A 12,704-nucleotide genomic window follows, 5' to 3' on the forward strand; every position below is an offset into this window, starting at 1 on the left:
CTCCAAGAGATGACCTTGAGGACATGCTCATGACGACATGTCCTCGTGAACATTATCTTCAGAGCATGCCCTGGGAGACAGTTTTATCACCGCCGTGACAACCGCGTCACCGCCTTCGCCCACGCCTCCGGGTGGCGCGGCTGCGCCTGCAGGTACTCGCGCCACGTCTTCGCGTCGTCGAAGCGATGGCGCACCCACAGGCTCCACGCGTCCGCGTAGCTGTCGTGTTCATCGAACTTCTCGCGCAGCGACCCGACCTCCTCGCCGAGCGCCCACGGGGCCGGCAGCGAGCCCTGGGCCGCCAGCAGCACCCCCGCGCGCTCGTACACGTTGCTGCTCACCGGCTCGGCCGGCGTCCCGCGCTCCACCGCCTCGCGCACCGCCCTCCACGGCTCCGGCGCCGGCGCCACCGCGGCCAGCCACTGCGTCAGCCCGCCATCGTCGCGACGCTTCGCGCACCAGCGGGCCCAGAAGTCGAACTCGCGCGTCCCGTAGCGGACCGCATGCGCCGGCGCCTCCTTGCGGCTCGCCCACGGCGCAGGCGGGCTCGCCCCGTACAGCCGCTCCCACGCCACCAGCCCGACGTCGTCGCCGATCACCCCGGCCGCTTCGAGCTCCGCCAGCAACGCGTCCGAAAGCGCCTCGCGGAGCCGGAACTCCGGCACCAGCGCCCAGGTCACCGTCGCCGTCCAAGTGCGGGGGGCCGGCGCGTGCCGTTTCAAATAGTCCAGCCGCCACGCGCGATCGGTCGGCGCCCGCGACAGCCACTCGTGCCATACCTCGGCCCAGCTCTCGCCGTAGCCCATGCGCCAGCCGATGCTGCGCGCTGGGATCTCCGGGTACCGTGCCCACGGCGGCGCCACGTCTCCGTGCTCGTCGCGGGCCTCCGCGATCGCCTTGGCGAAGAATGCCTCTCGGTCGAACCCCATCGCTCCTCCGGTCCTGCCCGAGCATACGACCTCGACCGCCCGCGTGAGCCCCCCGCGCCTCTCGCTCGCACGTGCGAGTCGTGTGTGGGCTTTTCGCCACGAGCGAGCTTCGCGCTGACCGTCGCCCCGCACCGTGGCCCGCGGTCGGCCCGCGCGCGACCTCTCGCTGCTCGAGCCCGGTCAGACCCGCGCAGTCCGGTGTTATGGATCGCTCATCATGGAATACCGACGACTCGGAGCATCCGGTCTCAAGGTCCCCGTGCTGAGCTTCGGCACCGGCACCTTCGGCGGCGTGGGCAAGTTGTTCAGCGCCTGGGGCGACACCGACGTCGCCGCCGCGCGGCGGCTCGTCGACATCTGCCTCGACGCGGGCCTCACCCTGTTCGACAGCGCCGACGTCTATTCGGCCGGCGCCGCCGAGTCGATTTTGGGCGAGGCGATCAAGGGTCGGCGCGAGCAGGTCCTGATCTCGACCAAGGCCACCTTCCGCGCCGGCGAGGGGCCCAACGACGTCGGCAGCTCGCGCTTCCACCTGATCCGCAGCGTCGAGGCCGCGCTGAAGCGGCTGGGCACCGATCGCATCGACCTGTTCCAGCTCCACGGCTTCGACGCGATCACCCCGATCGAGGAGGTGCTCTCCACCCTCGACGACCTCGTGCGCGCCGGCAAGCTGCGCTACGTCGGATGCAGCAACTTCTCCGGCTGGCACCTGATGAAGTCGCTGGCCGTCGCCGATCGCTACGGCTATCCGCGTTACGTCGCCCACCAGGCCTACTACTCGCTCATCGGCCGCGACTACGAGCACGAGCTCATGCCGCTCGCCGTCGATCAGGGCGTCGGCGCCGTCGTGTGGAGCCCGCTCGGCTGGGGTCGTTTGACCGGCAAGATCCACCGCGGCAAGCCGCTGCCGAAGGACAGCCGCCTGCACGGTTCGGCCGAGTTCGGACCGCCGGTCAGCGACGACCACCTCTTCGGCGTGCTCGACGCCGTCGAGGAGATCGCCCGCGAGACCGGCAAGACGGTGCCGCAGGTGGCAATCAACTGGTTGCTGCAGCGGCCGACCGTCGCCACGGTCGTCCTCGGCGCGCGCAACGAGGAGCAGCTCAAGCAGAACCTCGGTGCCGTCGGCTGGAATCTCTCGGCCGAGCAGGTCGCCCGCCTCGACGCCGCCAGCGAGCAGACACCGCCCTACCCGTACTGGCACCAGCGGGGCTTCGAGGAGCGCAACCCGCCGCCCGTCTAGCGCGCCGGCGCTCCGGGCAAACATGCCCCGCGACCCCGAGGGGCGGACGTGAGAGCATCCCCGGCATGCAAGAGTGGCTGTACCGCGCGAGCAATGCCAGGGCTGATTCTTCCACCACGCAGGAAATCGCCGACAACTTCGGCTTCATCTGCCGCAGCGCCTTCGCCGACGTCGCCCACGCCCAGATGATCGCCAACGTCGCCAAGGTCGACTTCGGCGACATCATCCACCTCTACTTCGTCGACGGCGAGGGCGGCGGCCGCTCGCTCGGCGCCTACCGGGTCGTCGGCCCGCATCGCCACCCGCGCGGCGCCCTGTTCGGCGCCGCCGTCCCCAAGACCAAGCTGCGCACCGTCGCCGACGACGAGCTCCGCGGCCAGCTCCGCAGCGACTACGCCGTCGACCCACGCGTCGGCGAATTCTGCGGCTGGCCGGTCGTCCGCGACGAGCACCCCTCGCCGAGCTACGTCAAGGACCTGTTCGTCGGCCGCAACACCCTCGTACCGCGCTGAATTCGGCCCCTGCGGCCCACGGCGCAGAACTGCGCCCCCACGACACCCGGCTGGCCGATTCGGTGCCACCGGGTGTCTTCCTGTGAACATTCCCCGGCGGCCCGAGTGCGCCTATTTTCTGCGGAATGTCCACACCGTCGTTCGACGTAGCGATCCTCGGCTGCGGCCCGACCGGGGCCGTCCTGGCCAACTTGCTCGGGGGTCTCGGCCTGCGGGTCGTCGTCTGCGAGCGCGAGCCTGCGGTCCACCCGATCCCCCGGGCCACCCACATCGACGAGGAGACCCTGCGCAATTTCCAGGCGACCGGTCTGCTCGCCGAGCTGTGGCCGCACACCTGCGAATTCGGCGAGGCCGAGATCGTCGACGAAGGCGGCGAGCTGCTCCTGGTCGACCGTATCGGCGAGCGCGACAGCCCCCACGGTTACAGCGGCTCGCGCTTCTTCGACCAGCCGGCCTTCGAGCAGATCCTCCGCGACGGCCTGCGTCGTTATCCGCAGGTCCGGCTCGAGCTCGGCCTCGACGTCGTCGACATCGACGTCCGCGCCGATCACGTCATCCTCGCCGCCCGGCGGGCCGACGGCGAATCCCTGCGCCTGCGCGCCGCCTGGCTGGTCGGTTGCGACGGCGGCCGCAGCCTCACGCGCGCCGCCCTCGGCGCGACGATGACCTCGCTCGCCCCGCGGCGTCACTGGCTGATCGTCGACACCCTGCTGCGCGACCTCGCCGACGCCGCCGCCCTGCCCGGCCGCTTCCGCTACCGCCTCGAACGCGAGCGGCTCAGCATCTACGCCCATGGCATCGGCCGCAACCGCCGCTGGGAGTTCGAGCTCGGCGAGCACGAGGACTTGCCCGACGAGGCCACGGTGCGGCGCTGGCTCGCCCGCGACATCGACCCCGATCGCCTCGAGATCACGCGGATCGCCAAATACGCCCACAACGCGCTTTTGGCCGACATCTGGCGCTCCGGCACGGCCCTCCTCGCCGGCGACGCCGCCCACATGATGCCGCCCTCCGCCGGCCAGGGCATGTGCGCCGGCATCCGCGACGCCGTCAACCTCGCGTGGAAGCTCCAGCGCGTGATCACGGGCCGCGCATCACATGACCTTTTGGTCAGCTACGAACGCGAGCGCCGACCACACGTCGAGCAGGTCCTGCGCGGCACCCTGTTCCTCGGCAAGCGGCTGCAGGCCGACGGCGCGGTGCAGCGCTGGTGGCGGCGTCACCTCGTGCGCCTGATCGGCCGCGTCTCGCCGCTCCTCGCCCTCTCGCGGCGCCTCTCCATGCGCCGCCCGCGGCTGCGCGCCGGCTGCTTCGATCTCGCCTCGCGCTGGCACGGTCACCCGCTGCCGCAGGTCCGCGCGCGCCACCAGGGCGCCGACGTCTCGCTCGACGACCTGCTCGGCTATCGCTTCGCCCTCGTCGTCCGCGCCGAGTGCCTCACCTCGCGCCTGCGCGAGTGGGCCGCCGGCCACGACATCGTCCTCGTCCGCCCCGGCGTCGACTTCGAGGAGCACGACGGCGCCCTGCTCCGCTTCCTGCGCGCGCGCCGGCTCGACTTCGTGCTCGTCCGTCCCGACCGCCAGATCTTCGGCGCCGGCGACGTGACCGCCATGCCCCGCGTCCAGGCCGCCTTCGCCGCCCGCTTCACCCCCACGATGCCGGCGGCGCAACAACGCGTGACCGCGGCCGAGCTGTCGCGGTAGACGATCCTCCGCGCCCGCGATGAACATTCCTCGCTTCACTCTCGAGCCCGCTCGCAACCTCGCCCACGCCGACTGGGACCCGCACCTCCCCTTGCCGCCCGGCCTCGTCGCGCTCGAGCTCGGCCTCGTCGAGGGACCCATCCTCGACGACATCGACTACATCACCGATTACTCCGGCTCGGTCGGCGACGGCGTCGGGCGTTACCGCAGCCTCGCCGATGTCCTCGCCGCCGATGCTCTGGCGGCCTGGCGCACGCGCCTCGTCGGTCTGCTCGCGGCGCTCCTCGATCCCGGCGAATCCTGGTACCTGTTCGTCGCCGGCCAGCTGCCGCCCGACCTGTCCGACGCCGACGATATCTTCGTCGGTCGCGTGCTCACCGGTGACTTCGCGCTGAACGGCGCCTTTGCGATCCTCGAGGTCACCGCCGCGGCCCTCGCTGCCCACACCGCCCTGTTCGGCGCCTGGGATCGCGTCGCCGGTCTCGTCGCCGCCGAGGGCGACCTGCAGGCAGTGCTGGCCCGGCTCAGCCTCGCCGAGGCGCTGCCCACCGGCCAGCGCTACCGACCTGCGTCGCCCTATCACGTCCGCGACACCGCCGCAGTGGCCCGCCTCCTCGAGCTCGGCCGCCTCTTCGTCGAGGAGACCGACAACGGCACCCGCCTGCGACTCGTCACCACCGCCGTCGCTGCGCCCGAACTGCGTACGCGCCTGGGGCGCATCACCGACGACCTTCGCTGAGCCCCGCCGAATCAGCCGGCGCTTCTGCCCAGGAACGTCGAGCCCGGGCCTCGCAGGCGCGCGCTCGTGCTCGCAGCAGATCCGTCGGTCGCTCCCTGCGACCCACGCAGATCTCTCCGAGACTTCGATGAGCCCGCAGCTCGTCGTCTCGCGCAGCGAGGCTCGCGTCCTCCGGCCTGCGCAACATCGATCCATGTTCTCGACCGGGTTCGCGGGTCATGGCGGGTTCCATCGACCGGCCCCCGCCGCTGGCGTGCGAGATCTCCTCGATCCACCCCAGAGCCTTCGCATCGGTCATACTGACGGCCTTGCTGCGATTCACGAGGACCGCCTCGCCGCCTGGGCGAGCGCCTTTCGAGGCCCCGGCGCGGATTCGCGCGGCCGTCTCGAACCTCGTTACCGTGCAGCGTGTGAACTCCTATTCACGGTCGACGCCTCGATCTGTCGGCCGGTTCGTGTCGCTAACAGGACCCGCTTATGTCTGTGCCGAAGCTCTTGCTCGTCGTCCCGCCCGCGACCGCCGTCGCCCACGCGGCCGCCCGGTTTCCCGCTGTTTCGACAGCCCGCCTCCGTTTTCGCGCCGACGACCAGCCCGATTGCTTTTACATCGAAGTCCACTCCGGGGCCGCCCCGCGCTCCTATCGCGTGTATGTCTCGTCGGCGCCGGGTGGCTCGCAGATCGAGTTTCCGCGCGACCTCGGTGACGCCGCCAGCGTCGTCACCGGCCTCTTCGTCATCGGCCTGGTCGCCGCCACCTGGCACAGCCTCGGCTTCCTCTCTCTCGTGCTCGCCCTCCCGTCCGCAGTGCTCTTGCGGGTCGCCGCCGAGTCATCTGCCAGCGAGGCCGAGCAGGCCGAAGTCTTCTCCGCCCTCGTGACCGCCTTCGAGCCGCTGCGCCGCCCCGGTTTCCCCTATCGCGCCGTCCGCACTCCGCGACCCGTGCGCAACGGCGCGTGAGCGCCCGGCGCTCTCGCGGCCGCCCCGCAGCGTGACCCCAATTCGGTGTGACGAATCACGGGTCATCGCCGACACCGATGCAGGTGCACCGAAGCACCGCACGCCCGCGAGCGACACGGCCACAATGCTCGCAGGTCGAAGGACGACTCGGCACCGGACTCAACCGTGACGCATCGCCTTGTGATCGCCTTGCGATCCTCGATCGTCGCCGCCTGCATCAGCGCGCCACTCCAGTCAATGCCACGAACTCGCGTTCGCGGTTCGAATACGCCAGCTTCTTCGCCCACGTCGTCGGCAGCTCGCCGACCTCCTCGCGGCTCGTCGCGCGAGCCCTCACGGTGAACCCCGCGCGCGCGTACGCCTGCACCAGCGCCGCCGCGCGGGCCTCCTCCTGCAATCCGGGCAGCGCCTGCACTGCCAGCGGATCGCCGGGACCGTAGCCGAACACGACCTGCAGCGACGCCCCCGGCTTGCACAGCCCGCGCAGCCGCGCCAGCCCCTCCGCCTCCGGCAGCGCCACCGCGCGCAGCAACGAGCCCCACGGCAGCAGCACCGTCAGCGAGTCGACCAGCCCGATCAGCTCGCCCGGCGCGCGCTCCAGCGGCAGCACCCCGAACATCGCGTTCGCCAGCCCGCCGCGGGCCGGCTTGCCCGCAGCGCGGCGTGACGGCTCGCGCAGGCCCTCCGTGCTCGCGTCGACCCCGATCACCAGCGTCGACGGCTCGCTGCGCGCGCGGCGGAGCGCGAACGCCCCGTCACCTGTCCCGAAGTCCAGGTGGACCGCCGCGTGACGAGCCGCCAGCTCGGCCAGTCATCAGCGGTCGACCCAGTGTTCTTTTTTGCCCTCGACGCGGTGCATCTTCGGCCCCAACCGCCCCGCATCGGGCCCTATTCCCGCCTCGACACCTCGGCGCGCCTCGGCGATCCTGCCTCTGCGATGGCCGACCCCGACATCTTCGCCGCCTCGCCCGACGGCGCGTGGCGCTTCGAGGCGGGCCAGCTGCGCGGCGGCTCGCGCGTCGTCGACCTGCCCACCATCGACTTCTTCGACCGCTGGACCTTCGCCCGCTTCTGTCCCGGGGGACAGCTCATCCTCGGCTTCGAGTCAGGCCAGCCGTGGTCTGATTACGGCTCCTACGGCGACCGCTACGGCGGCCTGCAGGTGTTCGCCCCGACCGCCGATCCGTCGCGCTGGCACACCGTCGCCATCGAGTACGACTACCGCAGCCACGACGAGGACTTTGTCCCCGTCGACGCGATCTGGCACCCGCGCGGCGTGCTCGCCTGGCTTCGGGATGGCTGTCTCTGCGGACAGGTCATCTCGTCCCCGCGGCCCCCGATCGACGACCTGTCCTGGAACCCGCGCGACAGCGACCGCGGCCTCCAGCTCAGCTTCGAGCGCTGGGGCGCCTGGCGCCGGCTCGAGCTCGACGGCGAAGGCCACCTGCTCACCGCTCACGACCCGGACGGCCGCGATCGCTTCGACCTCGTCCACCGCCGCACCGCCCGCGACGACGCCGACTGGAGCGAGCTCTCGGTCTACTGATCGCCACCTACGACGACTCGCCGCTGCCCGTCGATCCGAGCCGCAGCCCGCGGCACGCCAGCACCAGCTTGGCCCGCTGCGAGCCCTCGGCCGCGGCCTCCACTCGCTCCACGTCGATCCCCGCGATCTTGAACTCCACCCGCGCGAGCACCGGCCCCGTACCGGCGGCCACGTACTCGAGCGCGCCCTCGCGGTCGACCAGCGCCTCGGCCGCCTCCCAGTCCGCCTCGCCCTCGACCGCCAGCTTCACGCGCTGCAGCCCGCGGCGGCCGAGAGTGATCGTCACCGCATCGATCTCGCGGACCTGCTGCGGCTCGGGGCCGTGCAAGTGGACGCGGCAGCCCGCGATCGTCGGCGCCTCACCGCGCGCCTCCGCGGTCGCAGCACCGCCCTGCATCTCCGCCGTCTTCGCCTCGACCTGCAGCCACAGCGCGCCCACGCCCTCGGCGTCGAGCGACGGCAGCCCGAGCTCGACCACTCGCGCCCCGCCGAGGACCAGCCGCTCGACCTCGCGCCCCTCCGCGTCGAACGCCACGATCGCCGCCTCGCGCCGCTCGTCGTAAAGGCTGCCCTCGACCCAGTCCCAGAACAGCGGCGCCGGCTCGACCAGCAGCGCCCCTTCCTTCGTGCGCAGCCACGGATCGAGGTCGAAGTAACCGTCGCCCGGCGCCCGCACCCAGCCCGCGTGCAGCGCCTCGTCGAGCTCCAGCGCGTATCGCTTCGCCATCTCCGGCGCAGGTTACCACGCTCCGCCGCGGGCGAGCGCGCGCGGCCTCGCCCGACGCGCTCCATTCCGCGCTACCGTTCGCCCCATGCAGCTCAATCAGGTCACCTTGCCGTCGGCCGATGTCGCACGCGGCGCCGCCTTCTACTGCCGGCTCGGCCTGCGCCAGATCGTCGCCAGCCTGCCGAAGTACGCCCGCTTCGAGTGTCTCGAAGGCGGCAGCACCCTCTCGCTCCACCACGCCGATCGCCTCCTCGGGCCCACCGGCGTCGTCGTCTACTTCGAGTGTCCCGACCTCGACGCCCGCGTCGCCGCGCTCAAGCGGCAGGGCCTCGAGTTCGACGCCGACCCGGTCGACCAGCCGTGGCTGTGGCGCGAGGCCTACCTGCGCGATCCCGACGGCAACGTCGTTTGCCTGTTCTGGGCCGGCGAGAATCGACGTAATCCGCCGTGGCGGCTGGCCGAGCAGCCGACCCCCTGAAGCCCATCGCGGCGCCTGCGCCCAATAGGGCATCTATCTGAAGGGACATGTCCGGAGTGACACGTCCTCGCTATCCGCGGCGGGGCTTCTTCTCGATCACCCGGAACGTCACCCGCACCTTCCCGGGGCCGAGCGAGCGCCGCGCGTCCATCGCCAGGATCTGCTGGTGTTCGGCCTCGTGAGCGGCGCGGAACGCCGCGATCTGCTCGTCGAGGTGGGCGTCGCTGGTGAACGCGAAGTCGTGGTTCAGGGTGATCTTCTCTGGCTTCTTCGGCACCCGTCGTCCTCGCGGCGAAACGTAGCCGGCGGCGTAAAAGCGCGCAAGGATCTTGGCGGCCGTCACGGCTCGTGCGCTCGCGGACGGACCTCGTCGAGCGGAGCACACACCGGATCCGCAGTCATGACAATGCATTTCTCACGGTGTTATCAATGGATTCGCGGGCGGGCGCTGCGCGATCGGGCGACGAATGAACGGATGTCCGGACAGCCGCCGCGGCGGACCGTCTGCGCCGCTCGCCTGCGCGGGCCTCGGCCGCGATGCTGCAGCGCACAGCCTGTCGGTCCTCATGCCCGTCAAGGATCCAGGTATGAATGTCAGAGGGATCGTAGTGTGGGCGATCGTGGCCGCCGCTGCGGGCGGCTGTCAGAACGGCTCCGGAGGCGACGGGGCCACGACCGGGGACAGCGACAGCGACGGCACCACGGACGGCGTCGCGGTCGACACCGAGGGCGGAGAGGCGGCCGAGTGCAAGGGCATCGAGCCCGGGCCCTCGCCGATCCGGCGCATGAACCGGCGCGAATATGACAACACCGTCCGCGACCTGCTGGGCGCCGACGGCCGGCCGGCGCAGGCCTTTCCGGCCGAGGAGGAGGCGCTCGGGTTCAACAACAACGCCGACGCCCTGGTCGTCACCTCGCTGCTCGCGGAGGGCTACCTCGGCGCCGCCGAGGCGCTCGCCGAGGAGGCCGTCAAGGACCTCCCGGCGCTGCTGCGCGGCTGCGACGTCAAGACCGAGGGCGAGGACGCGTGCGCCGAGCAGTTCATCACCGAGTTCGGCCGCTCCGCCTATCGGCGGCCGCTGAGCGGCGACGAGGTCTCGCAATTGCTCGCGGTGCACCAGACCGCCGCCGACGAGTTCGACTTCGCCACCGGCGTGCGGCTGACCCTGACGGCGATGCTCCAGTCGCCGCACTTCCTCTACCGGGTCGAGTTCGGCGAGCCGGTCGACGGCAGCGACGTGCTCAAGGTCGCCCCGTACGAGCTCGCCTCGCGGCTGTCCTACTTCTTGTGGGGCACCATGCCCGACGCCGAGCTGTTCGCGGCCGCCGCCGAGGGTCGGCTCGCGGAGCCCGAGGACGTGGCCAAGCAGGCCACGCGCATGCTCGCCGACGCGCGGTCGCGGGCCACCGTGCGCGACTTCCACGGCCAGTGGCTCGAGCTGAAGCGCATCGAGGAGCTGGAGAAGGACGACGAGGCCTTCCCCGAATTCGCCCTCGACCTGCGGCCGATGCTGCGCGCCGAGGCCGAGGAGTTCCTCGACCACGTGATCTGGGACGACAAGGGCGACCTCGATTCGATGTACCTCGCGCCCTACACCTTCCTCAACGGCGCGCTCTCCGAGTACTACGGCCTCGACGGCCCCAGCGGCGACGGCTTCCAGAAGTTCGACCTCCCGGCCGGCCAGGCCTCCGGCTTCCTGACCCAGGGCGGCCTCCTGTCGGTGCTGGCCAAGCCCAACCAGACCTCGCCGATCCACCGCGGCAAGTTCGTGCGCGAGCGGCTCCTGTGCCAGGTCGTCCCGCCGCCGCCCGACAACGTCGACATCACCCCGCCCGAGGTCGACCCCAACTTGCCGACGCGCGAGCGCTTCAAGCAGCACTCGACCGACCCCTCGTGCTCCGGCTGCCACGGCATGATGGACCCGATCGGCTTCGGCTTCGAACACTTCGACGGCATCGGCCGCTGGCGCGAGGTCGAGGCCGGCCAGCCGATCGACGCCACCGGCGAGATCATCGGCGGCACCACCAAGGGCACCTTCGACGGCGTCCCCGAGCTCGCGTCCTTGCTCGTCGATTCCCCCGAGGTCGAGCGCTGCATGACCCTGCAGTGGTTCCGCTACGCCTACGGCCGCGCGGACGCCAAGGAGGACGCCTGCACCATCGACGACCTCACCCGCCAGTTCGCCGGCTCGGGTCGGCGGATCCAGGACCTCATCGTCGCGCTCACCCAGAGCGAAGCCTTCCTTTTCCGCCGCGCCCCCGAAGGAGAATGACCATGAAACGCTCGACTTTGTCCCGCCGCACCTTCTTGCGCGGCGCCGGCGGGGCCTGCCTCGCCCTGCCGCTGCTCGACATCATGCAGGGCTGCGACGCCCCGCCCGTCAGCGCCTTGCCGCAGCAGTTCCGCGGCGCCGGCGGCCCCAAGCGGTTCGTCGTGTTTTGGACCCCGAACGGCACCATCATGAACGACTGGCGGCCGAGCGGCAGCGCCGACGCCTACTCCTTCGGGCGGATCCTCCAGCCGCTCGAGTCGCACAAGCAGGACGTCCTCGTCCTCGACGGCGTCGACGAATTGTCCGCCTACAAGGGCCCCGGCGACGCCCACCAGAAGGGCACCGGCCAGGGCCTCACCGGCACCGAATTGCAGGAGGGCGACTTCGCCGGCGCCGACGGTCTCTCGGCCGGCTGGGCCGACGGCATCTCCGTCGACCAGGCCATCGCCGACGCCGTCGGCAACGAGACCAAGTTCCGCTCGCTCGAGTTCGGCGTGCACGTCTACGGCGCCAACGTGGGCTCGCGGATCTCCTACCGCGGCCCCGCCCAGCCGATCCCGCCGGAGAACGACCCCACCGCCGCCTTCGACCGGATCTTCGGCGACCTCGAGAGCGACCCGGCCGCGCAGGCGCGCAAGATCGCCGAGCGCAAGATCGTCCTCGACGCCGTCGCCGACGACTACCAGCGCCTCGTCAAGAAGGTCGGCGCGGCCGACAAGCTCAAGCTCGACGCCCACCTCGAGGCGGTGCGCGACATCGCGATGCGGCTCGACACCGGCGGCACGATCGGCGGCGCCTGCCAGCCGCCGGTGCTGGGCGAGGTCAAGGACCCGAGCAAGGTCGGCAACATCCCCGCGACCGGCAAGCTGCAGATGGACCTGCTGGCGATGGCCCTCGCCTGCGACCTGACGCGCGTCGCCTCCTTGATGTGGATGAACAGCGCCACCGCCAAGCCGTTCCCGTGGCTCGACATCCCCGAGGGTCACCACGAGCTGGCCCACCGGGGCGACGGCGACGCTGACGCCCAGGAGAAGCTGACCCGCATCAACATCTGGTATTGCGAGCAGTTCGCCTACCTGATCGAGAGGCTCAAGTCGATCCCCGAGGGCGACGGCACCGTGCTCGACAACACCCTGCTGATTTGGGTCAACGAGCACCAGAAGGGCAACGACCACGACCGCCACGAGATCCCCTACGTCCTCGCCGGCAAGTGCGGCGGGGCCATGAAGACCGGGCGGTGGATGCAGGTCCAGGGCGACGTCCCGCACAACAACCTGCTGGTCGGCTGCATGAACGCCATGGGCCTCGAGACCACCACCTTCGGCAACCCCAAGTACTGCACCGGCGCGCTGAGCCTCGCGTGAGCGCGGCGCCGTCGGCGAGCCGGCGGCGGCCCGCCTCACACCTGTCCCTCGAGACATCTTCACAATCACCGCCTCGCCGGGGTCGGGCCGCCCCCGCTCCCGGCCGAGCTCGTTCGCTCGCCTGTAGCCCGCCGGCCGCGATTCGTGCGCTCGCGCTCACCGCGTGCGCTAGCGCGGCGGCCCCGACGCAGACGCCTCGCTGCATCCGTCGAGGTCGGGCCCCGAGCCCCCGC

At 71.2% G+C, this 12,704-nt stretch carries 13 protein-coding genes; 9 read left to right on the forward strand and 4 right to left on the reverse strand.

Annotated elements, in window-relative coordinates; translation table 11 throughout:
• Nucleotides 1–86 precede the first annotated feature (86 nt).
• The gene (locus OV090_RS21930; RefSeq protein WP_267705994.1) at nt 87–929 is read right to left on the reverse strand and encodes a hypothetical protein; all 843 of its coding nucleotides are present in this window, start codon (nt 927–929) and stop codon (nt 87–89) included.
• 217 nt (nt 930–1,146) lie between these two features.
• On the opposite strand from OV090_RS21930, the gene OV090_RS21935 reads away from it, so the two are divergent.
• From OV090_RS21935 to OV090_RS21955, 5 genes are all read left to right on the forward strand, one after another.
• On the forward strand, nt 1,147–2,172 hold the full coding sequence (locus OV090_RS21935) for an aldo/keto reductase (RefSeq protein ID WP_267705995.1): 1,026 nt from the start codon (nt 1,147–1,149) through the stop codon (nt 2,170–2,172).
• 65 nt (nt 2,173–2,237) lie between these two features.
• Complete coding sequence (locus OV090_RS21940) at nt 2,238–2,684, forward strand: hypothetical protein (protein ID WP_267705996.1); 447 nt, start codon at nt 2,238–2,240, stop codon at nt 2,682–2,684.
• A gap of 125 nt (nt 2,685–2,809) precedes the next feature.
• A complete protein-coding gene (locus tag OV090_RS21945) occupies nt 2,810–4,387 on the forward strand; it encodes a bifunctional 3-(3-hydroxy-phenyl)propionate/3-hydroxycinnamic acid hydroxylase (RefSeq protein ID WP_267705997.1) in 1,578 nt (525 codons plus the stop codon).
• 19 nt (nt 4,388–4,406) lie between these two features.
• A complete protein-coding gene (locus OV090_RS21950; RefSeq protein ID WP_267705998.1) occupies nt 4,407–5,126 on the forward strand; it encodes a hypothetical protein in 720 nt (239 codons plus the stop codon).
• Between the two features lie 477 nt (nt 5,127–5,603).
• Nucleotides 5,604–6,083, forward strand: a complete 480-nt coding sequence (locus OV090_RS21955) for a hypothetical protein (protein ID WP_267705999.1) — start codon at nt 5,604–5,606, stop codon at nt 6,081–6,083.
• Between the two features lie 217 nt (nt 6,084–6,300).
• On the opposite strand, the gene OV090_RS21960 is transcribed toward OV090_RS21955, so the two are convergent.
• On the reverse strand, nt 6,301–6,792 hold the full coding sequence (locus tag OV090_RS21960) for a hypothetical protein (RefSeq protein WP_267706000.1): 492 nt from the start codon (nt 6,790–6,792) through the stop codon (nt 6,301–6,303).
• 228 nt (nt 6,793–7,020) lie between these two features.
• Between OV090_RS21960 and OV090_RS21965 the strand changes: the two genes are divergently transcribed.
• Nucleotides 7,021–7,629 carry a hypothetical protein gene (locus OV090_RS21965; protein WP_267706001.1) on the forward strand — a complete coding sequence of 203 codons (609 nt, stop codon included), beginning with the start codon at nt 7,021–7,023 and terminating at the stop codon, nt 7,627–7,629.
• A gap of 7 nt (nt 7,630–7,636) precedes the next feature.
• On the opposite strand, the gene OV090_RS21970 is transcribed toward OV090_RS21965, so the two are convergent.
• Nucleotides 7,637–8,356: a hypothetical protein gene (locus tag OV090_RS21970; RefSeq protein WP_267706002.1), complete on the reverse strand. Its 720-nt coding sequence runs from the start codon at nt 8,354–8,356 to the stop codon at nt 7,637–7,639.
• Nucleotides 8,357–8,441: 85 nt separating this feature from the next.
• Here OV090_RS21970 and OV090_RS21975 point away from each other — a divergent pair, with 85 nt between their 5' ends.
• The gene (locus OV090_RS21975) at nt 8,442–8,834 is read left to right on the forward strand and encodes a VOC family protein (RefSeq protein WP_267706003.1); all 393 of its coding nucleotides are present in this window, start codon (nt 8,442–8,444) and stop codon (nt 8,832–8,834) included.
• A gap of 70 nt (nt 8,835–8,904) precedes the next feature.
• Here OV090_RS21975 and OV090_RS21980 read toward each other — a convergent pair whose 3' ends face one another.
• Nucleotides 8,905–9,111: a hypothetical protein gene (locus OV090_RS21980; protein ID WP_267706004.1), complete on the reverse strand. Its 207-nt coding sequence runs from the start codon at nt 9,109–9,111 to the stop codon at nt 8,905–8,907.
• Between the two features lie 343 nt (nt 9,112–9,454).
• On the opposite strand from OV090_RS21980, the gene OV090_RS21985 reads away from it, so the two are divergent.
• Nucleotides 9,455–11,107 carry a DUF1592 domain-containing protein gene (locus OV090_RS21985; RefSeq protein ID WP_267706005.1) on the forward strand — a complete coding sequence of 551 codons (1,653 nt, stop codon included), beginning with the start codon at nt 9,455–9,457 and terminating at the stop codon, nt 11,105–11,107.
• A gap of 2 nt (nt 11,108–11,109) precedes the next feature.
• Nucleotides 11,110–12,471 (forward strand): DUF1552 domain-containing protein, encoded by a 1,362-nt coding sequence (locus tag OV090_RS21990; protein WP_267706006.1) that lies wholly within the window; start codon nt 11,110–11,112, stop codon nt 12,469–12,471.
• Nucleotides 12,472–12,704 lie beyond the last annotated feature (233 nt).

Source organism: Nannocystis sp. RBIL2 (genome assembly GCF_026626745.1).
GTDB lineage: Bacteria > Myxococcota_A > Polyangia > Nannocystales > Nannocystaceae > Nannocystis.

What these genes read in the sequence shown, in the direction of transcription:
- OV090_RS21940 (WP_267705996.1), top strand. Translation starts at nt 2,238, where the DNA reads ATGCAAGAGTGGCTGTACCGCGCGAGCAATGCCAGGGCTGATTCTTCC.
- OV090_RS21970 (WP_267706002.1), bottom strand. Translation starts at nt 8,356, where the DNA reads ATGGCGAAGCGATACGCGCTGGAGCTCGACGAGGCGCTGCACGCGGGC.
- OV090_RS21950 (WP_267705998.1), top strand. Translation starts at nt 4,407, where the DNA reads ATGAACATTCCTCGCTTCACTCTCGAGCCCGCTCGCAACCTCGCCCAC.
- OV090_RS21965 (WP_267706001.1), top strand. Translation starts at nt 7,021, where the DNA reads ATGGCCGACCCCGACATCTTCGCCGCCTCGCCCGACGGCGCGTGGCGC.
- OV090_RS21930 (WP_267705994.1), bottom strand. Translation starts at nt 929, where the DNA reads ATGGGGTTCGACCGAGAGGCATTCTTCGCCAAGGCGATCGCGGAGGCC.
- OV090_RS21990 (WP_267706006.1), top strand. Translation starts at nt 11,110, where the DNA reads ATGAAACGCTCGACTTTGTCCCGCCGCACCTTCTTGCGCGGCGCCGGC.
- OV090_RS21935 (WP_267705995.1), top strand. Translation starts at nt 1,147, where the DNA reads ATGGAATACCGACGACTCGGAGCATCCGGTCTCAAGGTCCCCGTGCTG.
- OV090_RS21945 (WP_267705997.1), top strand. Translation starts at nt 2,810, where the DNA reads ATGTCCACACCGTCGTTCGACGTAGCGATCCTCGGCTGCGGCCCGACC.
- OV090_RS21975 (WP_267706003.1), top strand. Translation starts at nt 8,442, where the DNA reads ATGCAGCTCAATCAGGTCACCTTGCCGTCGGCCGATGTCGCACGCGGC.
- OV090_RS21955 (WP_267705999.1), top strand. Translation starts at nt 5,604, where the DNA reads ATGTCTGTGCCGAAGCTCTTGCTCGTCGTCCCGCCCGCGACCGCCGTC.